Annotated in this window: 26 protein-coding genes; 14 read left to right on the forward strand and 12 right to left on the reverse strand. The window is 61.7% G+C overall.

The window, feature by feature from the left end; translation table 11 throughout:
• The first annotated feature begins 4 nt into the window (after window positions 1–4).
• The 7 genes from hflC (at window position 5) to cfaB (ending at window position 7,240) form a co-directional block, all read left to right on the forward strand.
• Complete coding sequence (hflC, locus tag FIV35_RS02535; protein WP_162276721.1) at window positions 5–997, forward strand: protease modulator HflC; 993 nt, start codon at window positions 5–7, stop codon at window positions 995–997.
• Window positions 994–2,028, forward strand: coding sequence for a protease modulator HflK (hflK, locus tag FIV35_RS02540; protein WP_034139881.1), 1,035 nt, complete (start codon window positions 994–996; stop codon window positions 2,026–2,028). Before hflC ends, hflK begins: the two co-directional genes overlap by 4 nt.
• Window positions 2,025–3,911: a cation-translocating P-type ATPase gene (locus tag FIV35_RS02545; protein WP_034139880.1), complete on the forward strand. Its 1,887-nt coding sequence runs from the start codon at window positions 2,025–2,027 to the stop codon at window positions 3,909–3,911. Before hflK ends, FIV35_RS02545 begins: the two co-directional genes overlap by 4 nt.
• Before the next feature lie 117 nt (window positions 3,912–4,028).
• Entirely contained in the window at window positions 4,029–4,280 is a 252-nt protein-coding gene (bufA2, locus tag FIV35_RS02550; protein WP_034101572.1) for a BufA2 family periplasmic bufferin-type metallophore, read from the forward strand.
• A gap of 65 nt (window positions 4,281–4,345) precedes the next feature.
• On the forward strand, window positions 4,346–5,191 hold the full coding sequence (bufB, locus tag FIV35_RS02555; RefSeq protein WP_034139879.1) for an MNIO family bufferin maturase: 846 nt from the start codon (window positions 4,346–4,348) through the stop codon (window positions 5,189–5,191).
• On the forward strand, window positions 5,182–5,970 hold the full coding sequence (locus tag FIV35_RS02560; protein ID WP_034139878.1) for an HvfC/BufC N-terminal domain-containing protein: 789 nt from the start codon (window positions 5,182–5,184) through the stop codon (window positions 5,968–5,970). The genes bufB and FIV35_RS02560 overlap by 10 nt, the downstream gene beginning before the upstream one ends.
• 85 nt (window positions 5,971–6,055) lie before the next feature.
• Complete coding sequence (cfaB, locus tag FIV35_RS02565) at window positions 6,056–7,240, forward strand: C17 cyclopropane fatty acid synthase CfaB (RefSeq protein WP_034139877.1); 1,185 nt, start codon at window positions 6,056–6,058, stop codon at window positions 7,238–7,240.
• Between the two features lie 63 nt (window positions 7,241–7,303).
• Here cfaB and cls read toward each other — a convergent pair whose 3' ends face one another.
• The gene (cls, locus tag FIV35_RS02570; RefSeq protein WP_034139876.1) at window positions 7,304–8,743 is read right to left on the reverse strand and encodes a cardiolipin synthase; all 1,440 of its coding nucleotides are present in this window, start codon (window positions 8,741–8,743) and stop codon (window positions 7,304–7,306) included.
• 131 nt (window positions 8,744–8,874) lie between these two features.
• On the opposite strand from cls, the gene FIV35_RS02575 reads away from it, so the two are divergent.
• A complete protein-coding gene (locus tag FIV35_RS02575) occupies window positions 8,875–9,396 on the forward strand; it encodes a DUF3617 domain-containing protein (RefSeq protein ID WP_034139875.1) in 522 nt (173 codons plus the stop codon).
• Here FIV35_RS02575 and FIV35_RS02580 read toward each other — a convergent pair.
• The 6 genes from FIV35_RS02580 to folE2 are packed head-to-tail and all read right to left on the reverse strand — an operon-like array spanning window position 9,393 to window position 14,602.
• The gene (locus tag FIV35_RS02580; protein WP_034139874.1) at window positions 9,393–10,730 is read right to left on the reverse strand and encodes a dihydroorotase; all 1,338 of its coding nucleotides are present in this window, start codon (window positions 10,728–10,730) and stop codon (window positions 9,393–9,395) included. The genes FIV35_RS02575 and FIV35_RS02580 overlap by 4 nt on opposite strands.
• Window positions 10,731–10,733: 3 nt before the next feature.
• Window positions 10,734–11,294 carry a gamma carbonic anhydrase family protein gene (locus tag FIV35_RS02585; protein WP_034139873.1) on the reverse strand — a complete coding sequence of 187 codons (561 nt, stop codon included), beginning with the start codon at window positions 11,292–11,294 and terminating at the stop codon, window positions 10,734–10,736.
• Window positions 11,291–12,169, reverse strand: a complete 879-nt coding sequence (locus tag FIV35_RS02590; protein ID WP_034139872.1) for a metal ABC transporter substrate-binding protein — start codon at window positions 12,167–12,169, stop codon at window positions 11,291–11,293. Before FIV35_RS02590 ends, FIV35_RS02585 begins: the two co-directional genes overlap by 4 nt.
• An 11-nt stretch (window positions 12,170–12,180) precedes the next feature.
• Complete coding sequence (locus tag FIV35_RS02595) at window positions 12,181–13,047, reverse strand: metal ABC transporter permease (RefSeq protein WP_034139871.1); 867 nt, start codon at window positions 13,045–13,047, stop codon at window positions 12,181–12,183.
• Window positions 13,047–13,715: a metal ABC transporter ATP-binding protein gene (locus FIV35_RS02600; protein WP_034139870.1), complete on the reverse strand. Its 669-nt coding sequence runs from the start codon at window positions 13,713–13,715 to the stop codon at window positions 13,047–13,049. Before FIV35_RS02600 ends, FIV35_RS02595 begins: the two co-directional genes overlap by 1 nt.
• Window positions 13,712–14,602, reverse strand: coding sequence for a GTP cyclohydrolase FolE2 (gene folE2, locus FIV35_RS02605; RefSeq protein ID WP_034139869.1), 891 nt, complete (start codon window positions 14,600–14,602; stop codon window positions 13,712–13,714). The genes FIV35_RS02600 and folE2 overlap by 4 nt, the downstream gene beginning before the upstream one ends.
• Before the next feature lie 128 nt (window positions 14,603–14,730).
• On the opposite strand from folE2, the gene FIV35_RS02610 reads away from it, so the two are divergent.
• On the forward strand, window positions 14,731–15,942 hold the full coding sequence (locus FIV35_RS02610; protein ID WP_034139868.1) for an N-acetylmuramoyl-L-alanine amidase: 1,212 nt from the start codon (window positions 14,731–14,733) through the stop codon (window positions 15,940–15,942).
• Here the strand turns inward: FIV35_RS02610 and FIV35_RS02615 are convergent.
• Window positions 15,939–16,307, reverse strand: a complete 369-nt coding sequence (locus FIV35_RS02615; RefSeq protein ID WP_034139867.1) for a hypothetical protein — start codon at window positions 16,305–16,307, stop codon at window positions 15,939–15,941. The two genes, FIV35_RS02610 and FIV35_RS02615, sit on opposite strands and share 4 nt — an antisense overlap.
• Before the next feature lie 138 nt (window positions 16,308–16,445).
• On the opposite strand from FIV35_RS02615, the gene zigA reads away from it, so the two are divergent.
• The 3 genes from zigA to FIV35_RS02630 are packed head-to-tail and all read left to right on the forward strand — an operon-like array spanning window position 16,446 to window position 19,302.
• A complete protein-coding gene (gene zigA / locus FIV35_RS02620; RefSeq protein ID WP_034139866.1) occupies window positions 16,446–17,651 on the forward strand; it encodes a zinc metallochaperone GTPase ZigA in 1,206 nt (401 codons plus the stop codon).
• Window positions 17,651–18,295: a DUF1826 domain-containing protein gene (locus FIV35_RS02625; RefSeq protein ID WP_034139865.1), complete on the forward strand. Its 645-nt coding sequence runs from the start codon at window positions 17,651–17,653 to the stop codon at window positions 18,293–18,295. The genes zigA and FIV35_RS02625 overlap by 1 nt, the downstream gene beginning before the upstream one ends.
• A gap of 44 nt (window positions 18,296–18,339) precedes the next feature.
• The gene (locus tag FIV35_RS02630) at window positions 18,340–19,302 is read left to right on the forward strand and encodes a CobW family GTP-binding protein (RefSeq protein WP_034139864.1); all 963 of its coding nucleotides are present in this window, start codon (window positions 18,340–18,342) and stop codon (window positions 19,300–19,302) included.
• Here the strand turns inward: FIV35_RS02630 and FIV35_RS02635 are convergent.
• Window positions 19,296–19,691 (reverse strand): DUF3301 domain-containing protein, encoded by a 396-nt coding sequence (locus tag FIV35_RS02635; protein ID WP_034101555.1) that lies wholly within the window; start codon window positions 19,689–19,691, stop codon window positions 19,296–19,298. The two genes, FIV35_RS02630 and FIV35_RS02635, sit on opposite strands and share 7 nt — an antisense overlap.
• A 117-nt stretch (window positions 19,692–19,808) precedes the next feature.
• Between FIV35_RS02635 and pdxY the strand changes: the two genes are divergently transcribed.
• Complete coding sequence (pdxY, locus tag FIV35_RS02640; RefSeq protein WP_034139863.1) at window positions 19,809–20,681, forward strand: pyridoxal kinase PdxY; 873 nt, start codon at window positions 19,809–19,811, stop codon at window positions 20,679–20,681.
• 65 nt (window positions 20,682–20,746) lie between these two features.
• On the opposite strand, the gene FIV35_RS02645 is transcribed toward pdxY, so the two are convergent.
• A complete protein-coding gene (locus tag FIV35_RS02645; protein ID WP_034101553.1) occupies window positions 20,747–21,232 on the reverse strand; it encodes an acyl-CoA thioesterase in 486 nt (161 codons plus the stop codon).
• A gap of 292 nt (window positions 21,233–21,524) precedes the next feature.
• On the opposite strand from FIV35_RS02645, the gene FIV35_RS02650 reads away from it, so the two are divergent.
• Window positions 21,525–23,288 carry a cation:proton antiporter gene (locus FIV35_RS02650; protein ID WP_034139862.1) on the forward strand — a complete coding sequence of 588 codons (1,764 nt, stop codon included), beginning with the start codon at window positions 21,525–21,527 and terminating at the stop codon, window positions 23,286–23,288.
• 17 nt (window positions 23,289–23,305) lie between these two features.
• Here the strand turns inward: FIV35_RS02650 and FIV35_RS02655 are convergent, their stop codons facing one another.
• Together FIV35_RS02655 and FIV35_RS02660 are read right to left on the reverse strand one after the other, a co-directional pair.
• Window positions 23,306–23,713, reverse strand: a complete 408-nt coding sequence (locus FIV35_RS02655) for an SMI1/KNR4 family protein (RefSeq protein WP_034101551.1) — start codon at window positions 23,711–23,713, stop codon at window positions 23,306–23,308.
• 134 nt (window positions 23,714–23,847) lie between these two features.
• A complete protein-coding gene (locus FIV35_RS02660) occupies window positions 23,848–24,714 on the reverse strand; it encodes a Tim44 domain-containing protein (RefSeq protein WP_034101550.1) in 867 nt (288 codons plus the stop codon).
• Between the last annotated feature and the right edge of the window lie 79 nt (window positions 24,715–24,793).

The following is a 24,793-nucleotide window of genomic DNA, read 5'->3' on the forward strand; positions in this document are numbered from 1 at the left end:
CTGTCTGTTGAGCGCTCATTCCCACGATCACGGTCATCACCACGGCCATCATCACCACCATCACCATGGCGAGGAACACGCCGCCGGGCCGTTCCCTTGGCGGCGCATGGGCTGGGCCGCGTTGCTGGTGCTGTTTGCGCTGGCGGCGGCAAGCCTGGTGCAGGTGCGTTCCGGCGAGGCCACGGTGATCACCCGCTTCGGCAACCCGTCGCGGGTATTGCTGGAACCGGGCCTGGGCTGGCGCTGGCCGGCGCCGTTCGAAGCGGCGATCCCGGTGGACCTGCGCCTGCGCACCACTTCCAGCGGTTTGCAGGATGTGGGTACGCGCGATGGCCTGCGCATCATCGTGCAGGCCTACGTGGCCTGGCAGGTGCAGGGTGACGCCGAGCATGTGCAGCGCTTTATGCGCGCGGTGCAGAACCAACCGGATGAAGCCGCGCGGCAGATTCGTACGTTTGTCGGTTCGGCGCTGGAAACCACTGCCGCCAGTTTCGACCTGTCCAGCCTGGTCAACACCGACGCCGGCCAGGTGCGTATCGCCGATTTCGAGGCGCAGTTGCGCCAGCAGATCGATCAACAACTGCTTGCCACGTACGGCGTGCGCGTGGCGCAGGTGGGGGTCGAACGGCTGACCTTGCCGTCGGTGACCCTCACCGCCACCGTCGACCGCATGCGCGCCGAGCGTGAAACCATTGCCACTGAACGTACCGCCGTGGGCAAGCGTGAAGCGGCGCAGATCCGTTCGGCCGCCGAGCGTGACGCACGGATCGTGCAAGCGGATGCCACGGTCAAGGCCGCCGATATCGAAGCCCAATCGCGGGTCGAAGCGGCGCAGATCTACGGGCGCGCCTACGCCAGCAATCCGCAGTTGTATAACCTGCTGCGCTCGCTCGACACCCTGGGCACGGTGGTCACGCCGGGCAGCAAAATCATCCTGCGCACCGATGCCGCGCCGTTTCGCGCGCTGGTGGACGGGCCCAAGGATGTTCAGCCATGACCGAGCGTAGCAGCCCGGACAGCCCCTGGATCCAGGCCGGACGCTTGACCTTTATGGCGCTGTACGCGGTGACGATGCTGGCGGCGTTGGCCTGGGCGTTTTCCAATGTGCGCCAGATCGACCCGCAGAATCGCGCGGTGGTGTTGCACTTCGGTGCGCTGGACCGCATCCAGAATGCCGGGTTGTTGCTGGCCTGGCCGCAGCCGTTCGAACAGGTGGTGTTGCTGCCGGCGGCGGATCGCGTGATCGAGCGTCGGGTGGAAGGGTTGTTGCGTTCGGACGCGGCACTCCAGGCCGACCGCGTGGCCAGTTTCGCCACGCCGCTCAGCGACGCTTTGGCCGGTTCCGGTTATCTGTTGACCGGCGATGCCGGCGTGGTGCAACTGGATGTGCGGGTGTTCTACAAGGTCACCGAACCCTATGCCTTTGTATTGCAGGGCGAACATGTGCTGCCCGCGCTGGATCGCCTGGTGACCCGCAGCGCGGTGGCGCTGACGGCGGCGCGGGACTTGGACACGATCCTGGTGGCCCGCCCGGAATTGATCGGCAGTGACAACGGCGCCGCCGAACGCCGCGAGCGCTTGCGCGGCGATTTGGTGCAAGGCATTAACAAACGCCTGGCCGAGTTGACCGCCAGTGGGCTAGGCCTGGGTATCGAAGTCACCCGTGTGGATGTGCAATCGAGCCTGCCGGGCCCAGCGGTCAATGCCTTCAACGCGGTGCTCACCGCGAGCCAACAGGCCGATAAAGCCGTGGCGAATGCGCGCACCGAAGCCGAGAAACTCACCCAGGCCGCCACCCAGCAGGCCGACCGGCTGGTGCAAGTGGCCCATGCCCAGGCTAGCGAACGCTTGGCCAATGCCCAGGCGCAAACCGCTGCGGTGGCCAGCCTGGCCCAGGTGAAAGATCCTGGCCTGCTGTTGCGCCTGTACCGCGAGCGCCTGCCGAAAATACTTGGCCAGGCCGGCTCCGTGACCACGGTCGATCCTAAAGACGACTCCCGCTTGATCATCCAGGGAGCCGAACAATGAGCACAGCGATGCTGACGTCCGCCGAGCAGCGCAGCGCAGCGCGGCAATTGACCCTGGCGATGCTGGCGCTGGGCTTATTGATCCTGGGCCTGGTGTGGCGCTGGCTGGCGCCGGACCAGAGCGGGGTGAGCCAGTTGCTGCTGGGCGTGGCCTCGCTGCTGGTGGCGGTGCCGGTGATGCGTTCGGCCTGGTACAGCCTGCGTTTTCCCAGCCTGCATGGCATCACCGACCAACTGATCGCCTTGGCCATGCTCGGCGCCTGGGCCACTGGCGATCTGCTGACCGCGGCGTTGCTGCCGATCATCATGATTTTCGGCCATGTGTTGGAAGAACGCAGTGTGATCGGCTCCCAAGAGGCGATCCACGCCCTGGGCAAGCTGACCCGCAGCCACGCGCGGCTTGTGCAGGCCGACGGCAGCATTCAGGAAGTGAACAACGCCACGCTGAACACCGGCGATATCGTCGAAGTGCGCGCGGGCGACCGGGTGCCAGCCGATGGCGTGGTGCTGTCGGGCCAGGCCAGCCTGGATACGGCGCCCATCACCGGTGAATCGGTGCCACTGGAGGCCAGCGCCGGTGTGCAGGTGTTTGGCGGGGCGATCAATCTGGATGGCTTGTTGCGTCTTGAAGTGACGCGTACCGGGCATGAGTCGACCTTGGGCAAAGTCATTGCATTGATGCAGAACGCGGAACGCTCCAAGCCGCCGATCACGCGGCTGCTGGAGCGCTATGCGGGCAGTTACATGGTGCTGGTGTTGCTGTTGGCAGCGGTCACCTGGTTTGTGACCAACGACGCCCAGGCGATGCTCGCCGTGCTGGTGGCGGCGTGCCCGTGTGCGTTGGTGTTGTCGGCACCGGCCACGGCGATTGCCGGGATTGCCGTGGCGGCGCGCCACGGGATTTTGATTCGCAGCTCGGCATTTCTAGAGGAGTTGGCGGACCTGACGTCCCTGGTGGTCGACAAGACCGGCACCCTGACCTTTGGCACCCTGCGCCTGCAATCCATCGAAACCACTGCGCCCGATCGGCAGGTGTTGCTGAACCTGGCAGCCAGCCTGGGCTCGGCCAGCAGCCATCCGGTCAGCCGGGCGTTGGCGGGGTTGGCGACGCAGGAACAGATGTGGGTGCTGACCGACATCCGCGAACGCCAGGGCCTGGGCGTAGTGGCACAGACCGAGGAGGGCGAAGCGGCCCTGGGACGCCCTGAGTTGTTCGAGCAATTGGGCATCGTGACCACCGCCGTGCCGACCCATGACGGCCCGATTGCCGGGTTGGCGCTGAACGGGCAATTTTTGGCCTGGCTGCTGCTGGCCGACAGCGTCAAACCGGAGGCCCGCCAGGCTCTGCAAGAGCTGCGCGAGCTGGGCCTGGGGCGTCAGTTGCTGCTCACCGGCGACCGCCAAAGTGTCGCCGACAGCCTGGCGTTGGAGGTGGGCATCAGTGATGTCGCCGCCCAGGCGCTGCCGGAGGACAAGCTCAACCGCGTGCTGGCCGAGATCGATAGCGGCTTCCGGCCAATGGTGGTGGGTGATGGCATCAACGACAGCCTGGCACTCAAGGCCGGCGTGGTCGGCGTGGCCATGGGCGCGGGCGGGGCGGATATCGCGCTGGCCTCGGCGGACGTGGTGCTGATCGGCAGCGATCTGCGGCGCTTGGGCACCTGTGTGCGCTTGAGTCGCCAGTGCCGGCAGACGTTGCAGGTCAATGTGATCATTGGCCTGGGCTGGACGCTGGCCATCGTCGTGTTCGCGGCCTTCGGCTGGCTGGGCGCAGCGGGGGCGATGATTGCGGCGCTGTTGCATAACCTCAGCACGCTACTGGTACTGGGTAATGCCGGGCGTTTGCTGCGGTTTCAGGAGCCGCTGCTGAAACCGGAAGAATAAATTTTCAGAAATACATGCGAGGGGCTGTAACGCCGATGGGGGGCCTCACTCTAGTGGCATGTCAGGACCGAGCGCAGTGCTCGGCCGACTTCCCAACTGAACAATGAGGATGACCCCATGAATATCAAACAAGCCGTTTCCGGTGCTGCCCTGGCGATCGCCGCCGCTTCCATGTTTGCCGGTGTCGCCACCCAGGCACAAGCGGCTGATGCTCAGGTGCATTGCTACGGCGTCACGTCTTGCAAAGGCATGAACGACTGCAAGACTGCGGAAAACGCCTGCAAAGGCCAGGCGGTGTGCAAGGGCCACGGTTTCAAGGCCATGACCAAGGCGGAATGCGATAAGGCGGGCGGCAAAGTCGGCGAATAAACGCAAGCCAAGTGCTCCCGCAGCGTGTTTTGCGACCGCTGCGGACACTTTTTCCGGAGTCCATGATGGCCACCTCTCTTCCCTTCCTGGGTTACGGCCTGGGTCTACGCAACGAATATTACGAACAGATTCTTGAGCAATCCCCTGCAGTGGATTGGTTTGAAGTGATCTCCGAGAATTACCTGGTGCAGGGTGGCAAAGCCTTGTACTACCTGGACGCCATCGCTGAGCGCTACCCATTGGTGATGCACGGCGTGTCCCTGTCCATCGGTGGGCCCCATGCCCTCGATTTCGATTATCTGAAGCAGATCAAACAGCTCGCCGAGCGCATCCAGCCGGCATGGGTGTCCGACCATTTGTGCTGGAGCCGCGGCAACGCGCACCAGTTGCATGACCTGCTGCCGTTGCCCTACACCGAGGAAAGCCTTTATTACGTGGCCGGCCGCGTTCGTCAGGTGCAGGACGTATTGCAGCGGCCTTTGGTGTTGGAAAACGTCTCCAGCTATGTGCGTGCCAAGGCCGATGAGTTCTGCGAGTGGGAATTCCTCAATGCCCTGGCCCATTTGTCGGGGTGCCAATTGCTGCTGGACGTGAACAACGTCTATGTCAGCGCGCGTAACCATGGGTTCGACCCGTGGACCTTTATCTGTAACCTGCCGCCGCAGAGCATCCGCCAATTGCACCTGGCCGGGCACCGCGATTATGGCGATTACGTGGTCGATACCCATGACCACCCGGTGTGTGATCCGGTGTGGGCGCTGTATCAACAAACCCTCGCGCACATCGGGCCGGTGTCGACCTTATTGGAGCGCGATGACCATTTCCCGCCGTTTCAGGAACTGCTCGACGAATTGACTAAGGCTCGCCAATTAGGCGCATCCGCCTTGGCCGGGAGAGCCTTATGCGCCTGACCGACTGGCAGCTGGCGTTCGAGGCGCACCTGCTTAACGACGCGCCGGCGCAAGACCACGGGTTTGCCGCGACATTGCGCGGCGGGCCGAGCCTGGATGTGGACACGGGCCTGGCGATCTACCACAACGCTTATCGCGCGCGCCTGTTGGACGTGCTGCGACATGATTTCAGCGCCGTGCGCTACTGGTTGGGGGATGATGAGTTTGCCGCGCTGGCCGGCGCTTATGTGCGGCGTTATCCGTCCGAGCATTACAGTTTGCGCTGGCTCGGTGAGCGGTTCGCGACGTTTATCCTTGAGCACCTGGCGCAAGAACACGGCGCGCCGCTGGCCGAACTGGCCCGTTTGGAATGGGCGTTTACTCTGGCCTTCGATGCGCCCCATGGCGAGCCGTTGACCCTGGCGGACATGGCCGAGCTACCGCCGCAGGCGTGGCCGGGGCTGCAAGTGGCGTGGGTTCCGTCGGTGCAGCAACTGGGTTGCCATTTCAACTCCCTGGCAATCTGGCGCGCGGCCAAAGATAACGGTGACTTTCCAGGCAGCCATGCGGTGGAACCTGCGCAGACCTGCCTGGTATGGCGCCATGAACAGGTGTGTCGCTACCGCACGCTGGAGCCGGCGGAAGCCAGCGCCCTGACGACCATGGTGACGACCGGTGGGTGTTTTGCAGAACTGTGTGCCCAACTGGCAGTCACTTATGCAGAGGGTGCCCCATTGCAGGCTGTTACGTGGCTGAAACAGTGGGTCCAGGACGGTTTGCTGCAGTATCGAGCGGCATAGTCAGGCGCTATTAATCGATAGCCTCCTACGCGTCTTGAGATGGTCTACCCTCACAGCAGACGTCTGAAACAAGGGGGGACTACTCATGCTCGCGCAACTTCCACCGGCCTTACAGAATCTTCAGCTGCCGCTGCGTCTTCGACTCTGGGATGGCCATGAATTCAACTTGGGCCCAGAGCCCAGCGTCACCATCGTGGTCAAGGACCCCACGGTCGTGTCTCAGCTTTCCCATCCCACGCTCGATACCTTGGGCGAAGCCTTTGTGGTGGGCAAATTGGAGCTTGAAGGCTCCATCACCGAAGTGATCCGGGTTTGCGACGAGTTAAGTCACGCCCTGGTCGATGACGACGAAGGCAGTCGTCCGGTGCGCTCGATCCACGACAAGGCCACAGACGCAGCGGCCATTTCCTACCATTACGACCTGTCCAACGCCTTCTATCAGCTGTGGCTCGATCAGGACATGGCGTACTCCTGCGGTTATTTCGAAACCGGCAGCGAATCCATCGACCAGGCCCAGCAGGACAAATTCCGCCACCTATGCCGCAAGCTGCGGTTGCAGCCGGGCGAGTACCTGCTGGATGTCGGTTGCGGCTGGGGTGGGCTGGCGCGGTTTGCGGCGCGGGAGTTTGGGGTCAAGGTGTTCGGCATCACCCTGAGCAAAGAGCAATTGCAACTGGCCAGGGAGCGGGTCAATGCCGAGGGTTTGCAGGGTCAGGTTGACCTGCAACTGCTCGACTACCGCGATCTGCCCCAGGATGGCCGCTTCGACAAAGTGGTCAGCGTGGGTATGTTCGAACACGTTGGTCACGCTAACCTGGCGCAGTACTGCAAGACCTTGTTCGGCGCCGTGCGTGAAGGCGGCCTGGTGATGAACCACGGCATCACCGCCAAGCACACCGACGGCCGTCCGGTCGGGCGCGGTGCGGGTGATTTTATCGAGCGCTACGTGTTCCCCAATGGCGAGCTGCCGCATCTGGCGATGATGACCGCCGAGCTCAGCGAAGTGGGGCTGGAAGTGGTCGATGTCGAGAGCCTGCGCCTGCACTACGCGCGCACGCTTGACCACTGGAGCGAGCGCCTGGAAGACAACCTGGAAGCCGCAGCCAAAATGGTGCCGGAACAGGCACTGCGAATCTGGCGGCTGTACCTGGCGGGCTGTGCTTATGCGTTCGCCCGGGGCTGGATCAACCTGCACCAGATCCTGGCGGTCAAACCCCATGCCGATGGCAGTCATGAACTGCCGTGGACGCGGGAAGATATCTACCGCTGAACCGGTGATACAGAGGTGGGAGGGGGGCAAGCCCCTCCCACCATTTTTCTACCGTGTTGGCTGTTAGAGAATCGGTGAGATCAAGCGCGCGACGCGCATTCCCAAATGCTGCAACTGGCGGGTTTCGCGGCTTTCTTCCTGGCTGACTTCATGGGCTTGGGCGAAGTCGTCGAGCAACATCTGCTCCACCTGCTGGGCGAAGGCTTCATCGACGGTCAGCAGCATCACTTCAAAATTCAGGCGGAACGAACGATTGTCCATATTCGCACTGCCGATGGCGCTGATTTCGCCATCCACCAGTACCACTTTCTGATGCAGAAAACCGGGTGTATAGCGGAACACGCGCACCCCGGCGCGCACGGCTTCAATCGCGTACAGGCTAGAGGCGGCGTAGACGATGCGATGGTCGGGGCGCGATGGCAGCAGCAGGCGCACATCCACGCCGCGCAACACCGCCAGGCGCAGGGCGGCGAACACGGCCTCGTCGGGGATGAAATACGGACTGGTAATCCACACCCGTTCGGTGGCGGCGTGAATCGCCTCGACGAAAAACAGTGAGCAGGTTTCGTACGGGTCGGCCGGACCGCTGGACAGCAATTGGCAGAGCACGCCATCCTCGGGATAGGAATCCGGCAGGATCAGCGGCGGCAGTTCCCGCGCGGCCCAGAACCAGTCCTCGGCAAACGATTCCTGCAGGCACGCCACCACCGGGCCGGTGACTTGCACATGGGTGTCACGCCACGGTGCCAGCGGCGGCTTTTTGCCCAAGTATTCGTCCCCCACGTTGTGCCCGCCGAGAAACCCCGTGATGCCGTCCACTACCACGATCTTGCGATGGTTGCGGAAGTTGACCTGGAAGCGGTTGAGCCAGCCGCTGCGGGTGGCGAAGGCTTTGATCTGCACACCCGCGTCACGCAGTGATTGCACGTAGTGATGGGGCAGGGCGTGGCTGCCGATGCGGTCGTACAGCACATGAATGGCCACGCCTTGCGCGGACTTTTCCTTCAACAGGGCGTGCAATTGCCGGCCAAGTTCGTCGTCATGAATGATGAAAAACTGGAACAGCACAGCGGACTTGGCGTTGCGGATGGCGTCGAAAATCGCGCTGAAAGTGGCATCCCCATTGACCAGCAGTTGCACTTGGTTATTGGCCAGGCACGGCATGCGGCCCAGTTTGGGCATGGCGCGCAATGAGCCGTAGGCGTTGGAGTGACGCGCGGCCAGTGCTTCCTCGACCCACGGGCGCCAGTTGAGCGCGGCGATGGCGCTGTGCATTTCCTGGTTGGCCTGGCGGCGCGCCTGGATATACGCATCGAAGGTGCTGCGGCCGAAAATCAGGTAAGGGATCAGGGTCAGGTACGGCATGAACATCAGCGACAAGGCCCAGGCGATGGAGCCTTGGGCGGTCCGGACGGTCAGCACCGCGTGGATCGCGGCTAGGGTGCCAAAGAAGTGCAGGGTGGCGATAAAGTACGCCAGCAGGTGCGGGCCAAAAAAATCCATGGACGACATTACTCCAGGCAATCCAGTGCCTAACAGACCATGTTCGGCCACGAATGTCGCTATTTTATTTGCCGTGCAACACTGGCTGTTTTGCGGCGTCTAACGCTCCACCTTTACCCAGGAGTTACCCGATGAATGCTCGTCTGCTGTGTATGACCATGGTTGTTGGTTTGTCGTTGCCCGTGGCGGCGCAGGCCCAGATGTTGGCGCCGGGCTTGTGGGAAGTGACCACCAGCAATATGAAAGTCGATAACCAGGAGCTGCCGGATCTGTCGCTGATCCTCGGCCAGCTCAAGCAACAGATGACCCCCGAACAGCGCGCCATGCTGGAAAAACAGGGCATCACCATGGCCGGTAAAGGCGTGCAGGTGTGTCTGACGCCGGCGCAGGTGGCGTCCGATTCGATCCCCCTGACCGACCCACAATCGGGCTGCCGCCAGGAAGTGACCGACAAGACCGGCAACCAGTGGAAATTCCGCTTCAGTTGCCCCAAAGCCCAGGGTACGGGCGTGGCCACCTTCCAGAGCCAGAAAGAATTCACTACCACCGTCAATGGCACTTTCAATGCCACTGGCATGCAACAAAAGGGCAGCCTGGACAGCCATGCCCAATGGCTGGGCAACGACTGCGGCACCGTCAAGCCGCGCGCCTAACGCTGGAAGTACAGCGGCAAGCCTTGGCAACTGTCGACCACCTGGCCGTTGTGCCACGCCAGGTGGCCGGAGACTAACGTGGTACTGACGCTGTGGCGAAAGCGGCGCTCGGCGAAGGGCGTCCAGCCGCAGCGGGCCAGGATCGGTTCCTCACTGACCGGCTTGCCCTGGGGCTCAGGTTTGATCAGCACCAAGTCGGCCCAATAGCCTTCGCGTACATAGCCTCGATCCGGGATGGCGAAAAGATCGGCCACTCGGTGGCTGGTTTTGGCCACCAGAGTGGTCAACGGCAATAGCCCATCGGCCACCAATTCCATCAACGCCGGCAGCGCATGCTGCACCAGAGGCAAGCCCGCCGGTGCCTCGCGATAACCCAACTGCTTTTGTGCCCAGGTATGCGGCGCATGGTCACTGCCAATCACGTCCAGACGATCACTGAGTAAGGCCTGGCGCAGTGCGTCGCGGTCGGCGCGAGTCTTGATCGCTGGGTTGCATTTGATTTGATGGCCGAGGCGGTGATAGTCGCGGTCATCAAATAGCAGATGGTGCAGGCACACTTCGGCGGTGATGCGTTTTTCCGTCAGAGGTTTGTCTTCGAACAATCCTAGCTCGCGGGCGCTGGTCAGGTGCAGCACATGCAGCCGCGTGCCGTACCGCCTGGCCAGCTCCACCGCATAAGACGACGAGCGATAGCACGCCTCGGCATCGCGGATCAGCGGGTGCGCCACCGCTGGGATTCCATCGCCGAAGCGTGCGCGCAGGCGCTGCTCATTGGCCTGGATGCTGGGGCTGTGTTCGCAATGGGCGAGCAGAAGGGTCGGCACTTCGGCGAACAGCCGCTCCAGAATCCGCGGGTCGTCCACCAGCATATTGCCCGTTGAGGCACCCATAAACACTTTGACCCCGGCGACCTCGCGCGGGTCGAGGGCGGCAACCGTATCGAGGTTGTCGTGGCTGACGCCAAAGTGAAAGCCATAGTTGGCCACCGAATGCAGCCCCGCGCGGCGTTTTTTGTCGGCCAGGGCCGCCAGGTTCAAGGTGGCGGGGGAGGTGTTGGGCATGTCCATAAAGCTGGTGATACCCCCGGCCACCGCCGCCCGCGATTCACTGTAGAAACTACCTTTGTCCGGTGCACCGGGGTCACGGAAATGCACCTGATCATCGATCATGCCGGGCAGCAGCCACTGGCCCTGGGCGTCGATCGCCACGGCGGCGTTACAGCCGGTGATGCTGTCGGCGATCTTTTCGATGCGGCCGTTGGCGGCCAGCACATCGGCGTCTCGGATCTGGCCTTCGTTGACCAAGCGTGCGTTGCGAATCAGCAGCCGGCTCATGGTTCAGAACTCGTTTTGCAGGGCTTTGTAGCCGCGCACCAGATCGACATTGGTGCGCGCCACGTCTTCGGAAAATTCCGAGGCACTGACGCTGACCGGCGGGAACTGCGACAGGTCGGTGTGCGGGCCGATGCGGGTGGTGGAGGGTACGTAGAAGGCGTCCGGCAAATCGCGGCCGTCGACCACCGAGTTATGCCGCACCACGCAGCCGTCACCCACCGCGCAGTTGAACAACACGCTGTTGAAGCCGATGAACACGCGGTCGCCCACGGTGCAAGGCCCGTGGACGATGGAGCGGTGGGCGATGGAGGTGAACTCGCCGATGGTCACCGCCGCGCCGGACTTGGAGTGGATCACCACCCCGTCCTGGATATTGGAGTTGGCGCCGATGGTGATCGGGTCCATGGCGCCGCTGGCGTCGACCTCATCGGCGCGGATCACGGCGTAAGGGCCGACGAATACGTTCTCGCCGATGATCACCTTGCCGCAGATGATCGCGGTTTTATCCACGTAGGCCGATTCGGCAATCACCGGCAGATCGCCTGAAGGGTTCTTACGGATCATGGCTTGCCCAATGTGTTGCACAGGGTGTTGAGGTTGTATTCGAACAGCCCGATAAAGGTGCTGGCCGGGCCTTCGGCGGCGAGGGCGTCGGAGTACAGCGTCCCGCCGATCTGCGCGCCACTTTCGTCAGCGATCTGCTTGAGCAGGCGCGCGTCCTTGATGTTCTCCATAAACACCGCTTTGACCTTGTCCTTGCGAATCTGCGTAATCAGCGCGGCGACCTCGGCTGCGGAAGGCTCCCGCTCGGTGGACAAACCTTGGGGGGCGAGGAACTGAATGCCATAGGCCTGGCCCAGGTAACCGAAGGCATCATGGGAGGTGACGATGCGGCGATTACCCGGCGGTAGCGCGCCGAACTTGGCTTTGGCTTCGGCCAGCAGGCGGTAGATTTGTTTCAGATAGGCTTGGCTGTTGCGCTGGTAATCGGCTTGGTTGGCCGGGTCGGCGGCTATCAGCGCCTTGGTGATGTTGTTCACATAGATTTCGGCGTTGGCCAGGTTGTGCCAGGCGTGTGGGTCGGGGATGGTTTCGCCGTCCTCTTCCATGGTGTGAGAGATCACGCCTTTGCTGGCGGTGACCACGGTGGCCCGGGTTTCGGTACTCGCCACCAGGCGGTCCAGCCACGGCTCGAAGCCCAGGCCGTTCTTGATAATCAGCTTGGCTTTGAGCAGCGCCTTGGCATCGTCCGGGGTGGGTTCGTAAGTATGGGCGTCGGCGTCGGGGCCGACCATATTGCTGATCTGGATGTGATCGCCACCAATCTGGTGGGTGATGTCATCGAGAATACTGAAACTGGTGACCACTTGGAGTTTGTCGGCGGCCTGGGCCATCGACAGCGGTAGCAACAAACTGAACAGCACGAGTAGAGCGCGCATCGGCAAACACCTCATTGGGATGACAGTAGGGGCGGGCGGCGCAGCAAGCCGTGCACCGGACCGAAGACCACGGACAACAAGTACCCGGCGCCCGCCACCAGCACGATTGCTGGGCCGCTGGGCAACGAGTAGTAGAACGACAGCAACAAGCCAAGCCATACCGACAGGCATCCCAGCACCGCCGATACCGCGATCAACACCGGCAGGCGCCGGCTCCAGAACCGTGAAGCGATGGCCGGCAGCATCATCAACCCCACCACCATCAGCGCGCCGATGGCTTGGAAACCGATCACCAGGTTCAGCACCACCAGGGTCAAAAACAGCCCGTGAGCCAGAGGGCCGAGGCGGCTGACGGTTTGCAGGAACAGTGGGTCGAGTGTGTCCAGCAGCAGCGGTTTGTAGATCAGCGTCATGGCGATCAGGCTGAACCCTGACACCCACAGCATGCCGCTAAGGGTGGTTTCATCCACTGCCAGGGCAGAACCGAATAACAGGTGCAACAGGTCCAGGCGTTTGCCGGCGATGCCGAGGATCAACACGCCGGCGGCGAGGGAAATGGGGTAGATGGCGGCGAGGCTGGCGTCTTCGCGCAGGCCGGTGCGGCGGGTGATCCACGCCGACAATCCGGCCATGCCCAGGCCGGCACCGAGTCCGCCGAGGGTCAGCGCCGGCAGGCTCAAACCGGCGAACCAAAACCCCAGAGCGGCGCCGGGCAGGATGCCGTGGGCCACGGCGTCGCCGATCAGGCTCATGCGCCGCAGAATCAGGAACACGCCCAGCGGCGCGGTGCTGCACGCCAGCACCAGCCCGCCAATCAGTGCGCGGCGCATAAACACGAAGTCAAAGAATGGCATCCACAGGTGGGCGGCGAAGTGCATCAGGCCACCTGCATTCGGGGCTGGGGTCGGATGAGCTCTTTGCTCGGGCCCAACAAGCAGCCAGTGCTTTTGATCTGCAACACGTTTTGAGTGTGATGGCGCACGGATGCCAGGTCATGGCAGACCACCACCAAGGTGCGGCCCGACGCGTGCCAGGCATGGATGTGTTTCCAGCACAGCGCCTGGCCCTCTTCATCAAGGGCGGCGTGGGGTTCGTCGAGCAGTAGCACCGACGACTCCGACAGGCTCATGCGTGCCAGCAGCGCACGCTGCAACTGGCCGCCAGACAAGGCCATTAACGGGCGCTGTTCCAGGCCGCTGAGGCACCAGTCTTCAAGTACGGCTTGCAGGCGCTGGCTGCGCTGTTGCGGGCTGAGCTGCAAACCCCAGAAACCGGCGGCGACCAGTTCTTGCAGGCTGATGGGGAACTGGCGATCCAAGTGCTGTTGCTGCGGCAGGAACGCCAGGCCGCCACGTCGCGGCACGTTCACGCTGACCTTACCGGTCAACGGCTTTTGCAGGCCCGCAATGACTTTGAGCAGGCTGCTCTTGCCGGTGCCATTGGCGCCGATCACGCCGGTGAGGCTGCCTTTTTCCAGGGTGAAATCCACTGGTGGCGTCAGCGGTTGGCCGGGGGCGCCCCAGCGCAAAGCGGTGCAGGTGATCATGCAGAGTGTCTCGTCCAGCGGCTTTCAGCCACGGCATCGTGCGCGTGCAGGCTTTCGGCGTGGATCACTTTGAGATGAAAGGCGTTGATCGCGTCCGAGCGTTTCAAGGCGAGGTTTACGCGGCGGGCGGCGTCTTCGCAGAACATCAGGTTCTGCCCGTTGGCGAGGGCGAAGGCTTGCTCGTCGGCGCGTTTCACCGCGGTTTGCACGGCGGTGCCGAGGGCGGCTTCGACGTCGTTGATCAGTTCGACCAAGGGCAGCTGCTCACCTTGTAGGTGCACATGTAGTTGCGCGCTGCTGCGCTGGCTGTGGGGTGTGGCGACAATCCCCTTGGCGCTGCCGAGCCAGGTCAGTACGTCTGCATGCTGCAAGGCTGTGTTGGCGAAATCATCGATAAATTGCTGCTGAATCAACTGCCTGGCGAGCGCAGCGGAGCATGGGCATGTTGAGGAGTACGCGACGTCAATTTTTAGTTCCACGTGGAACATCTGGTTTTTCAACTGCGCTTCGATGCTGACCGGATAGCTTTTCCAGCCGGCCAACGGGCTGACCAACGCTGGGCGCTTGAGCAGCAAATCAGTGTGGATGCGCAGGTAAGCGTTCTTAGATAAACCTTCATGACTGTCGAGAAAACGCTGCAGTACAGTGCGCAGAAGTGCAGGGGTGAGGGGCTGCTGGTCGAGCATCTCCAGTGCCAGGTACAGGCGTGACATGTGGATGCCGCGTGCGGTGCCGTCGTCGAGGCTGACCCCCGCGTCGGCGGTGGCGGCCAGGCGCTGGCCGTCTATCAGAATTGGCAGGGCAATGCCGCACATGCCGACCCAGTCGAGTGGCAAGGCTTGGCGTGAAGCCTGCGCGGCAATGTCCGGCAAGGTCAGCGCGTTCATAAGCAGGTCCATCGTTGGAAATAATTCGACATGTTATAGTATAACAATCAAATCGACGATGAATTTTCTACGCCCGCCTTTGTTCAGCCATGTCGAGCAGGGACGCTCCTTTATTTGCGGTATTTGTCATGCACAGACGTCAGCTTCTTAACCTGCTCCTGGCTAGCCCACTTTTCGTCCTGCCGTTCACGGTTCGCGCCACGCAAATCCGCAACGCGCGCTTATGGCGTTCGGACGACAAGCTACGGCTGGTGTTCTACCTTAGTGGACCGGTGCAGTACAAGACATTCTCGCTGACCGCGCCGGAGCGTTTGATCATCGACCTGAGCGGCGCCGGGCTTAGTGGGGATTTTTCGCAGCTGGTGCTGAAAAACAGCGGCATCACTTCGATTCGTTCGGGACATTTCGGCCAGAACGACACGCGCATCGTGCTGGACCTGGCGGCGCCGATGCAGCTCAACAGCTTTGTGCTGCCGCCTCAGGATGGCCAAGGGCACCGTCTGGTGCTGGACTTGACCCGCGCGACTCAGGCGCCCCGTCAAATCGCAGCTGAATCGGCGCCTTTAGTGGCTTCGGTGGACAAAGCCCATCCCAAGCGCGACATCATCGTAGTGGTCGACCCCGGTCACGGCGGCAAAGACCCCGGCGCCATTGGCTCCAAGGGCCAGCGCGAAAAAGATGTGGTGTTGTCCATCGCCCAACTGCTGGCCAAGCGCTTGAAGCGCGAAAAGGGCTTTGATGTGAAGCTGGTGCGCAACGACGACTTCTTCGTGCCGCTGCGCAAGCGCGTGGACATCGCCCGTCGACACAAAGCCGATATGTTCATCTCCGTACACGCCGACGCCGCGCCACGCCTGACCGCGTCGGGGGCTTCGGTGTATGCGTTGTCCGAAGGCGGCGCCACTTCCGCCACGGCGCGCTTTATGGCTCAGCGCGAAAACGGCGCGGACCTGCTGGGCGCGACCACGCTGCTCAATCTCAAGGACAAGGACCCGATGCTGGCAGGGGTGATTCTTGATATGTCGATGAACGCCACCATCGCTTCCAGCCTGCAATTGGGCAGTTCGGTGCTGGGCAGCTTGCAGAGCATCACTTCGTTGCATCAGAAGCGTGTGGAACAGGCGGGGTTTGCGGTGCTCAAGTCACCGGATGTGCCGTCGATTTTGGTGGAGACCGGGTTTATCTCCAATGCCCGGGACGCGCAGCGGCTTGTGACTGCACGTCACCAGCAGGCTGTGGCTGACGGATTATTCGAGGGCCTGAGAAATTACTTCCAGAAGAATCCGCCGATCAACAGCTATATGGCCTGGGTGCAAGACCAGAAAAACGCCCGTGCTTAGCAGCCGGTGAGACGGCTGCAGGTGAAGGTGGCGCCGGCGCCCCCGGAACTGGAGAAGCGGTTGATCGTGGTCCAACCGACTCTGCGTGTGTAACCGACCCACGCTTCGCCGTCCGACGCCAGGCCGGTAAAGAACGTCAATTGTCCGTAACGGCTGTTGGTCTGCGCCCAGTAGCGTTTACCTATCACCTCAAAGCCACGCAAATATGTGGTGCTGCCAACCGTCGCTACGCTGTAGGCGTTGCCCAGCGGGTCTACGCAGGCCAGCAGGTTGGCGCTGCGCGTGCAGCTGGCCAACAGGCTTGGTGTTTGGGCATTGGCCTGGGTCGCGAAAATCAGCAGCAGGCCATACAGCAGATAGTTCATGGGCGTTCTCGACATCAGCAGGCGCCAGCATTGCCGTCTTCATCACGTTGAGCAAGCGGGGGTTGGCTTATTTGTGTTGTTATACTATAACATTAATAACAGCCCGATTCGAACGGGCGGCCTGATGAGAATGACCTGATGCCCAATCGACTCCCCGTTACCGTGCTGTCCGGCTTCCTCGGCGCCGGTAAAAGTACGCTGCTCAACTACATCCTGCGCAACCGCGACAACCTGCGGGTGGCGGTGATCGTCAACGACATGAGTGAAATCAACATCGACGGCAGCCAAGTGCAGCGCGATGTCACCCTCAACCGCGCCGAAGAAAAACTGGTGGAGATGAGCAACGGCTGCATCTGCTGCACCTTGCGTGAAGACCTGCTGGAAGAAGTCGCCAAGCTCGCCAGGGACGGGCGCTTCGATTACCTGCTGATCGAATCCACGGGTATTTCCGAGCCTCTGCCGGTGGCCGAAACCTTCACTTTCCGCGATGAAAACCAGCAAAGCCTGGCGGATATCGCACGTTTGGACACCATGGTCACCGTGGTCGACGGCATCAACTTCCTGCTCGACTACCAGGCTGCCGAAAGCCTGGCCTCGCGCGGTGAGACGTTGGGTGAGGAGGACGAGCGCTCGATCACCGACCTGTTGATCGAGCAGATCGAGTTCGCCGACGTGATTCTGATCAGCAAGATCGACCTGATCAGCCAGCACGAGCGCGAGGAGTTGATGGCGATCCTTGAGCGCCTCAACGCTCACGCCAAGATCATCCCGATGGTGATGGGTGAGGTGCCTCTGGACCAGATCCTCAACACCGGCCGCTTCGACTTCGAGCGCGCCGCCCAGGCGCCCGGCTGGCTGCAGGAATTGCGCGGCGAGCATGTGCCGGAAACCGAAGAGTACGGTATCGCGTCCACCGCTTATCGTGCGCGGCGCCCGTTCCACCCGCAGCGTTTCTACGACTTTATTGACCGCCCCTGGGTCAACGGCAAATTGCTGCGTTCCAAAGGCTTTTTCTGGCTGGCCAGCAAGCATCAGGATGCGGGCAGTTGGTCCCAGGCCGGTGGCTTGATGCGCCATGGATTCGCCGGGCGCTGGTGGCGTTTCGTGCCGAAAAACCAGTGGCCGCAGGATGAAGAAAGCGTCGCGGCAATCATGGGCAATTGGCAACTGAGCAGCGGCGATTGCCGTCAGGAACTGGTGTTTATCGGGCAACACATCGACTTTGCCCAGCTACGCGCCGAGTTGGATGCGTGCTTGCTCACCGATGCAGAAATGGCCCTGGGTGTCGATGGATGGCGCTTGCTGGCCGATCCTTTTGGCCCTTGGTACGACGAGGTGGCCTGATGCTCGCTGCACTGACGCCCTTGCGCCCGCTGATTCGCCAAACCCGCGGCGAAACCCCGTTGGCGCTGTCTGAGATCCTCGAAGATGGCGTAAATCTGGCGCTGTGGCAGCGCCAATTACCCCTGCACATTGCCGAATTCGGCGCCTTGCTGGTTTCGCTCAACGAGCCCGTAGCCGATTCGTTGGTGGTGGAACTGGGCAGTGATGAGGCAGTGTCGAATTTGCAAGGATTGGCGGGCAATTGCCGCGATCTTGAAGGCTATGAGGGATTTATTGCCGATGTGTCCTGGTTGACCAGCGCCTTTGCCTGCCTGCTCGGCGCCCGACGCATAGGCGTGCGCCTGCGCTTGCTGGATAAAGCCATGTGCCCACGGTTTCACGTCGACCACGTACCGGTGCGGCTGATCACCACCTATGCCGGGGTCGGCAGCCAGTGGTTGCGGGAGGGGGTCATGGACCGGCGTCACTTAGGACAACCCGAAGCCGAACCCACCGCGCGCGTTGAGCAGATCCTTTGTGGCGAAGTGGCCTTGCTCAAAGGCAGCAAGTGGCACGGTAACGAGGGCCACGGTTTGATCCATCGTTCGCCGGCGCTCAAAGAAGGCGAGCGCCGATTGATCCTGACGCTGGATTGGCTGGCATAACCGCGTAGGATCAAGCGCTCTACACGGCCTGAATGATGCCCTCTATGCTGCAGAACATTCCCACTCATGTGATAGCCGGGCCATTAGGTGCCGGCAAGACCAGCCTGATCAAGCAACTGCTGGCCCAACGCCCGGAAGATGAGCGCTGGGCAGTATTGATCAATGAGTTCGGCCAGATCGGCTTGGACGCCGCGCTGCTGACCCAGGATGACGACGGTATTGCCTTGGGCGAGGTCGCCGGTGGCTGCCTGTGTTGTGTGAACGGTGCACCGTTCCAGGTAGGTCTTGGCCGTTTGTTGCGTAAGGCCAAGCCGCATCGTTTGTTTATCGAGCCATCGGGGTTGGGCCACCCGGCGCAGTTGCTCAAGCAGTTGCGCCAAGTGCCGTGGCAGGGCGTGTTGACGGTCCAGCCTTGTGTGCTGGTCCTGGATGCCCAGGCCCTGGCCAGAGGCAATCCCTTGCCGCCGGCACAACAGGAAACGCTGACCAATGCTGGGCTGCTGGTCTTGAACAAGGAGGAGGGGCTGGACGCGGTGCAGCGTCAGGCGATTGAGGCCCGGTTACCCGATTGCCCGCGTTACTGGACCCATCAGGCGCATCTGCCATTGGCCCTGCTGCCGGGGTTGGATCAGCACGCGGGCGAGGCTGTGGATAAAGGTCATGAGTCTCAAGGCTTGGCGCATATACCGGCGATCTGGAGCGATCCGACCGTGCCGATCTGCTTGAGCCATGCCCAGGACGGCGGCTGGAGTGTGGGTTGGCGTTGGCATCCTAGCCAGCAATTCGACACTCAACGCGTGGCGGCGTGGCTGGCAGACCTCGCGTGGCGGCGCGCCAAGCTGGTTATCCACAGCCGCGACGGTTGGGTCAGCGCCAATGCGGTGGATAACTGCTGGCTCGCGTGGCTGCCCAGCGAATGGCGCCGTGATTCTCGTCTTGAATTGATCTTCAGCACGCCACAGGACGTGGCGGCATTGCAGGCCGGGTTGGCGGCCTGCCGTTATTGACGGTGCTTGGTGCTGTGGTCCTGGCGCCATTGGCTCAGCTCGATAATCTCGGCGCTGGGCAAAGGTGTCTTGATCTCGAACGGGTAGGGCGCCAGTTCAATCTGCGCGCTATGGGCGCCGAACTGAGTGATGGTGCCGGGGTGGCGGGTTTCGCCAGTCACGGTGAACTCGAAATTGTAGACCCGCGCCAAACGCCGCCGCCCATTGGCATCTTTTACAAAGCCGATGCGCTTGAGCGCTACCGCGCCGTCCAGCAGCTCGATGTCGAGCTTGGCGCAATGCTGCTTGACCCGCTCCAACGCGCGCTCGCGCAAGCCGTGGTTGTGCCACACCCAGGCGGCACCGGTCGCCAGCAGCATCAACACAAACATGTTTCCCAGGGTCAGCATGCGATGAACTCCAACAAAGTGAGAGCAGCTTAACTGTGTCGCCGGTCTGTCGTACAGGCTGCGTTTAGTCGCATACTGCGCGGCCAGAATCCAAACGGCTTTACGGAAATCCCCTGCATGAAACGCACCCCTCATCTGCTTGCGATCCAGTCTCATGTGGTCTTTGGCCACGCCGGAAACAGCGCCGCCGTGTTCCCCATGCAGCGGGTCGGGGTAAACGTCTGGCCGCTCAACACGGTGCAGTTCTCCAACCACACCCAGTATGGACAGTGGGCGGGAGAAGTGTTGGCGCCGCAGCAAATTCCTGCGTTGGTGGAAGGCATTGCCGCCATCGGCGAGCTGGGTAACTGCGACGCCATCCTGTCCGGTTACCTGGGCAGTGCGGACCAGGGCCGGGCGATCCTCAGTGGTGTGGCGCGCATCAAGGCAGTCAATCCCAAGGCGCTTTACTTATGCGACCCGGTAATGGGGCATCCGGAAAAAGGCTGCATCGTGCCCCAGGAAGTCAGCGATTTCCTGCTTGATGAAGCCGCGGCCATGGCCGACTTCCTGTGCCTTAACCAACTGGAACTGGATAGTTTTGCCGGGCGCAAACCGCGCTCGCTGTTCGATTGCCTGGCCATGGCCAAGGCGTTGCTAGCCCGTGGGCCCAAGGCGGTTCTGGTCAAGCATTTGGATTACCCGGGCAAGTTGCCGGACGGCTTCGAGATGCTGCTGGTAACCGCCGACGCCAGTTGGCACCTGCGCCGGCCGTTGCTGGCCTTCCCGCGCCAGCCGGTGGGGGTGGGTGACCTGACATCCGGGTTGTTCCTCGCCCGTGTGTTGTTGGGCGACAGCTTACTGGCGGCCTTTGAGTTCACCGCTGCGGCCGTCCACGAAGTACTGCTGGAGACCCAGGCTTGCGCCAGTTATGAATTGGAACTGGTGCGCGCCCAGGACCGTATCGCCCATCCTCGCGTTCGCTTCGAAGCGACACCCATCACTTTGTAAGCACACCTGACCCAATGTGGAAGCAAGCCCGCTCCCACATTGTTGTTGGGTTTACAGCCTCAACCTTACGGCGCGTCGGCCTTGATTTCCTGATAGCGCTTTTCCAGCTCCTGGCGAATCTGCCGACGTTGTTGAGCCTGCACAAAGCGCCGCTTGCTTTCACTGTTATGCGGTTGCAACGGCGGTACGGCCGCCGGTTTGCGCTGGTCGTCCACCGCCACCATGGTAAAGAAGCAGCTGTTGGTATGCCGCACCGAGCGCTCGCGAATGTTCTCGGTGACCACCTTGATCCCCACTTCCATGGAGGTATTGCCGGTGTAGTTGACCGACGCGAGAAAGGTCACCAGCTCGCCGACATGGATCGGCTCGCGGAAAATCACCTGATCCACCGATAACGTCACCACATAGCGCCCGGCGTAACGGCTGGCGCAGGCGTAGGCCACTTCGTCGAGGTACTTGAGCAACGTGCCGCCGTGGACATTGCCTGAGAAGTTGGCCATATCAGGGGTCATCAAGACCGTCATCGACAGCTGGGCGTTTCCGGGTTCCATAGCACACTCACGGGTTGTAGGCATTGGTGGGGGGAGCACCTCTGCGGGTGCTGGACTCTTTACTGCGCTAGCCCTAACGGGACGCCGGCGGGCGGCTTGCCGTCACGCGTAGGCCGATCTGTTTCCATATATTGCACCGGCTTTTCGCCGGAAGTCGCGGTGTTAACCTTCAAAAGCCCGTCTCAGGGCATTTCTTACGATTTAGGTAGACTTTTCCTTCAGCTTTTTAAGACCAGTTAACGCTGCGAGCTGAAGTGGGAAAAGCGCCGGTACCCTCAAGGAGCCCCTCGCCATGCACGCCATCAGCTTTATCCAGGACTTGGCTGTGATCATGTTGGTGGCAGGGGTGGTTACCATCCTGTTTCATCGGCTTAAGCAGCCTGTGGTGCTGGGGTATATCGTCGCCGGCTTTATCATCGGCCCCCACACGCCGCCCTTCGGGCTGATCCACGACGAAGACACCATCAAGACCCTGGCCGAGCTGGGGGTGATCTTCCTGATGTTCTGCCTGGGCCTGGAGTTCAGCCTACGCAAGTTGTTCAAGGTGGGTGCCACTGCATTTATCGCGGCGTTCCTGGAAATCATCCTGATGATCTGGATCGGCTACGAAATTGGCCGCTGGTTCGACTGGAGCACCATGGACTCGCTGTTCCTCGGCGCGATCCTGGCCATCTCTTCCACCACCATCATCGTCAAAGCCCTCAATGACCTGAAGATGAAAGACCAGCGCTTCGCCCAACTGATTTTCGGCGTGCTGATCGTGGAAGACATCCTCGGGATCGGCATCATCGCGCTGTTGTCGAGCATCGCCGTCAGCGGCACGGTCAGCTCCGGCGAGGTGTTTTCCACGGTCGGCAAGCTCTCGCTGTTCATGGTCGTCGCGCTGGTGATCGGTATTTTGCTGGTGCCGCGCCTGCTGGCCTATGTGGCCAAGTTCGAAAGCAACGAGATGTTGCTGATTACCGTGTTGGGCCTGTGCTTCGGTTTCTGCCTGCTGGTGGTCAAGCTGGAATACAGCATGGTGCTGGGCGCGTTCCTGATTGGCGCGATCATGGCCGAGTCGCGGCAGTTGCTTAAGATTGAGCGCCTGATCGAGCCGGTTCGCGACATGTTCAGTGCGATTTTCTTTGTCGCCATCGGTCTGATGATCGACCCTCAGATCCTGCTTCAGCACGCCTGGCCTATCGCTGTGATCACCGTCGCGGTGGTGCTGGGCAAGATGCTTTCCTGTGGCCTGGGAGCGTTTATCGCGGGTAACGATGGGCGTACGTCATTGCGGGTCGGCATGGGCCTGTCACAGATAGGCGAGTTTTCCTTCATCATCGCGGCGCTGGGGATGACGTTGCAGGTGACCAGCGACTTTCTGTATCCGGTGGCGGTGGCGGTCTCGGCCATTACCACCTTGCTCACCCCCTATCTGATTCGTGGGGCCGACCCGTTGTCATTGAAGATGGCGGCAGTGATGCCTCGGCGCATGAGCCGGGTGTTCGGTATGTATGGCGAATGGCTGCGCAGCATTCAGCCTCAGGGAGAGGGCGCGATGCTGGCGGCGATGATCCGCAAAATCGTCCTGCAAGTGGGGGTGAATCTGGCGCTGGTGGTGGCGATCTTCTTTGCTGGCAGCTATTTCGCCGCACGTATCGGCGGGTATCTGGAAGGTTGGATCAGCGATCCCAGCTGGCAAAAGGCATTGATCTGGGGCGCGGCGCTGCTGTTGTCGCTGCCGTTTTTGATCGCGGCGTACCGCAAGCTCAAAGCCCTGTCGATGTTGCTGGCGGAGATGAGCGTCAAGCCGGAAATGGCCGGACGGCATACCCAGCGTGTGCGGCGGGTGATTGCCGAGCTGATTCCGATTCTGTCGCTGCTGGTGATCTTTCTACTTTTAGCCGCGTTGTCGGCCAGTATCCTGCCGACCAACAAGTTGCTGGTGCTGATCGCGGTGGTGGCGGCGGCGGTGGCGGCGGTGCTCTGGCGCTGGTTCATCCGCGTGCATACGCGGATGCAGGTCGCGTTGTTGGAAACGCTGGACAACCATAACGATACGCCGGAGCACTAAAGCGCCGAGTACGGGACTCAGCTTTCCAGCCAGACGTCCCGTGCCCAGTGCCAGACCGATTCCCAGGTTTCTTCCTGGACAAGTTCCTCTTCGGCGGACCACAGCACCACAGTGCCGTCTTCCTCAACGCAGTAGTAGTCGTCGCCGTCCTGGCAGATCGGGATCAGGCTACGCTCCACACCGGCATCCCAGGCATTGGCGGCCACGTCCGGCAGGTAGGTATGGGATTGAGGGTCGGTGACGGTCACCGGCTCCAGGCTGCCGTAGACCACGTCGCTGACGGTCAGCAGAAATTCGCGGAAGACAAAGGGGATATCGATGAACAGCTGTTCTTCGATTTCCACCAGCAGGTCTTCGTCAGGCAGTTCCAGCGGAACCGGAACCGGTTCGTTGGCTTCACGCAGTTGTTCGATGATTTCTTCCACGGCCGGGATCCTCTTGCTGATGGCGCGGGTTGATAGGGGCGTTTTATACAGTAGCTCGCTATAAGTGCAACCGTGAAATAGAAAACCCCGGACAGGTCCGGGGTTTCGTTGTTGCGGGCTCAAGCGAGCGGGGATCAGCCGTTCTGGCGGATACCGGCGACCAGCCAAGGCTGGTTATCGCCCTGGGCGCGTTCCATGTTCCAGCTTTCGCTGAACGCTTCGCCCTGGTCGAAACGCGAGGTTTTCGACACACCGCTGAAGGTCAGGGTGGCGATGGTCTTGTCGGCGCGGTCATCCACACCGTCAAGCTGGACGCGCAGGTCGTCGATATAGGTCGACTGGAAACCGTCGCCCAGATCGGCGCGTTCGCGCTTGAGGAACTCCAGCAGTTGTGGGGTCACGAACTCGGCGATCTTGTCCATTTCGTTGGCGTCCCAGTGCTGCTGCAGGGACTGGAAGTGGCTGCGGGCCGCTTCGATAAAACGCTCTTCGTTAAACCAGGCCGGCGCATTGATCACCGGACGGGCGGCAGGCGCTGCCGAACCACCGAAGATCGAGCCCATGGCCGGCTTCTGCTCGAACACTTCACGCTGCATCGGCGCGCCGGCTGGAGCCAGGTGCTCCTGCTGCTTGCGGCGACGGGCGGCGATAAAGCGGAAGATCACGAAGGCGATGACCGCGAGGATCAGGATGTCGAAGATCTGCATGCCCTGGAAGCCGCCACCCATGAACATGGACGCCAGCAGGCCACCGGCTGCGATACCGGCCAGAGGGCCCAACCAGCGCGAAGCGCCGCCGGCCTTGGCCGCAGCGCCTGCTGCACCGGCCGCGCCTGCGGTGGCTGCTGCACCGCCCGCACCGGCGGATGGGGCCATTTGGCTGGTCTGGTGAGTGGGGGCTGCGCCCGAACTTTTGCCGCCACCGAAGCGTTTGGCGTTGGCGTCGAGGCTCATCGTCAGGCCGATGCACAACGCCATGGCGATGCTAAGAAAACGTTTCATAAAGGGAATTCCCATTTGTGGATTGCACGCGCGCCATGTTGCACAGGTGTAATGACAGTGGCTAGCGACATAATGTTTC

The sequence above is a fragment of the Pseudomonas rhodesiae genome, from assembly GCF_007858255.1.
GTDB classification, from domain to species: Bacteria; Pseudomonadota; Gammaproteobacteria; order Pseudomonadales; family Pseudomonadaceae; genus Aquipseudomonas; species Aquipseudomonas rhodesiae.

What these genes read in the sequence shown, in the direction of transcription:
- hflK (WP_034139881.1), top strand. Translation starts at nt 994, where the DNA reads ATGACCGAGCGTAGCAGCCCGGACAGCCCCTGGATCCAGGCCGGACGC.
- FIV35_RS02545 (WP_034139880.1), top strand. Translation starts at nt 2,025, where the DNA reads ATGAGCACAGCGATGCTGACGTCCGCCGAGCAGCGCAGCGCAGCGCGG.
- bufA2 (WP_034101572.1), top strand. Translation starts at nt 4,029, where the DNA reads ATGAATATCAAACAAGCCGTTTCCGGTGCTGCCCTGGCGATCGCCGCC.
- bufB (WP_034139879.1), top strand. Translation starts at nt 4,346, where the DNA reads ATGGCCACCTCTCTTCCCTTCCTGGGTTACGGCCTGGGTCTACGCAAC.
- FIV35_RS02560 (WP_034139878.1), top strand. Translation starts at nt 5,182, where the DNA reads ATGCGCCTGACCGACTGGCAGCTGGCGTTCGAGGCGCACCTGCTTAAC.
- cfaB (WP_034139877.1), top strand. Translation starts at nt 6,056, where the DNA reads ATGCTCGCGCAACTTCCACCGGCCTTACAGAATCTTCAGCTGCCGCTG.
- cls (WP_034139876.1), bottom strand. Translation starts at nt 8,743, where the DNA reads ATGGATTTTTTTGGCCCGCACCTGCTGGCGTACTTTATCGCCACCCTG.
- FIV35_RS02575 (WP_034139875.1), top strand. Translation starts at nt 8,875, where the DNA reads ATGAATGCTCGTCTGCTGTGTATGACCATGGTTGTTGGTTTGTCGTTG.
- FIV35_RS02580 (WP_034139874.1), bottom strand. Translation starts at nt 10,730, where the DNA reads ATGAGCCGGCTGCTGATTCGCAACGCACGCTTGGTCAACGAAGGCCAG.
- FIV35_RS02585 (WP_034139873.1), bottom strand. Translation starts at nt 11,294, where the DNA reads ATGATCCGTAAGAACCCTTCAGGCGATCTGCCGGTGATTGCCGAATCG.
- FIV35_RS02590 (WP_034139872.1), bottom strand. Translation starts at nt 12,169, where the DNA reads ATGCGCGCTCTACTCGTGCTGTTCAGTTTGTTGCTACCGCTGTCGATG.
- FIV35_RS02595 (WP_034139871.1), bottom strand. Translation starts at nt 13,047, where the DNA reads ATGCACTTCGCCGCCCACCTGTGGATGCCATTCTTTGACTTCGTGTTT.
- FIV35_RS02600 (WP_034139870.1), bottom strand. Translation starts at nt 13,715, where the DNA reads ATGATCACCTGCACCGCTTTGCGCTGGGGCGCCCCCGGCCAACCGCTG.
- folE2 (WP_034139869.1), bottom strand. Translation starts at nt 14,602, where the DNA reads ATGAACGCGCTGACCTTGCCGGACATTGCCGCGCAGGCTTCACGCCAA.
- FIV35_RS02610 (WP_034139868.1), top strand. Translation starts at nt 14,731, where the DNA reads ATGCACAGACGTCAGCTTCTTAACCTGCTCCTGGCTAGCCCACTTTTC.
- FIV35_RS02615 (WP_034139867.1), bottom strand. Translation starts at nt 16,307, where the DNA reads ATGAACTATCTGCTGTATGGCCTGCTGCTGATTTTCGCGACCCAGGCC.
- zigA (WP_034139866.1), top strand. Translation starts at nt 16,446, where the DNA reads ATGCCCAATCGACTCCCCGTTACCGTGCTGTCCGGCTTCCTCGGCGCC.
- FIV35_RS02625 (WP_034139865.1), top strand. Translation starts at nt 17,651, where the DNA reads ATGCTCGCTGCACTGACGCCCTTGCGCCCGCTGATTCGCCAAACCCGC.
- FIV35_RS02630 (WP_034139864.1), top strand. Translation starts at nt 18,340, where the DNA reads ATGCTGCAGAACATTCCCACTCATGTGATAGCCGGGCCATTAGGTGCC.
- FIV35_RS02635 (WP_034101555.1), bottom strand. Translation starts at nt 19,691, where the DNA reads ATGCTGACCCTGGGAAACATGTTTGTGTTGATGCTGCTGGCGACCGGT.
- pdxY (WP_034139863.1), top strand. Translation starts at nt 19,809, where the DNA reads ATGAAACGCACCCCTCATCTGCTTGCGATCCAGTCTCATGTGGTCTTT.
- FIV35_RS02645 (WP_034101553.1), bottom strand. Translation starts at nt 21,232, where the DNA reads ATGGAACCCGGAAACGCCCAGCTGTCGATGACGGTCTTGATGACCCCT.
- FIV35_RS02650 (WP_034139862.1), top strand. Translation starts at nt 21,525, where the DNA reads ATGCACGCCATCAGCTTTATCCAGGACTTGGCTGTGATCATGTTGGTG.
- FIV35_RS02660 (WP_034101550.1), bottom strand. Translation starts at nt 24,714, where the DNA reads ATGAAACGTTTTCTTAGCATCGCCATGGCGTTGTGCATCGGCCTGACG.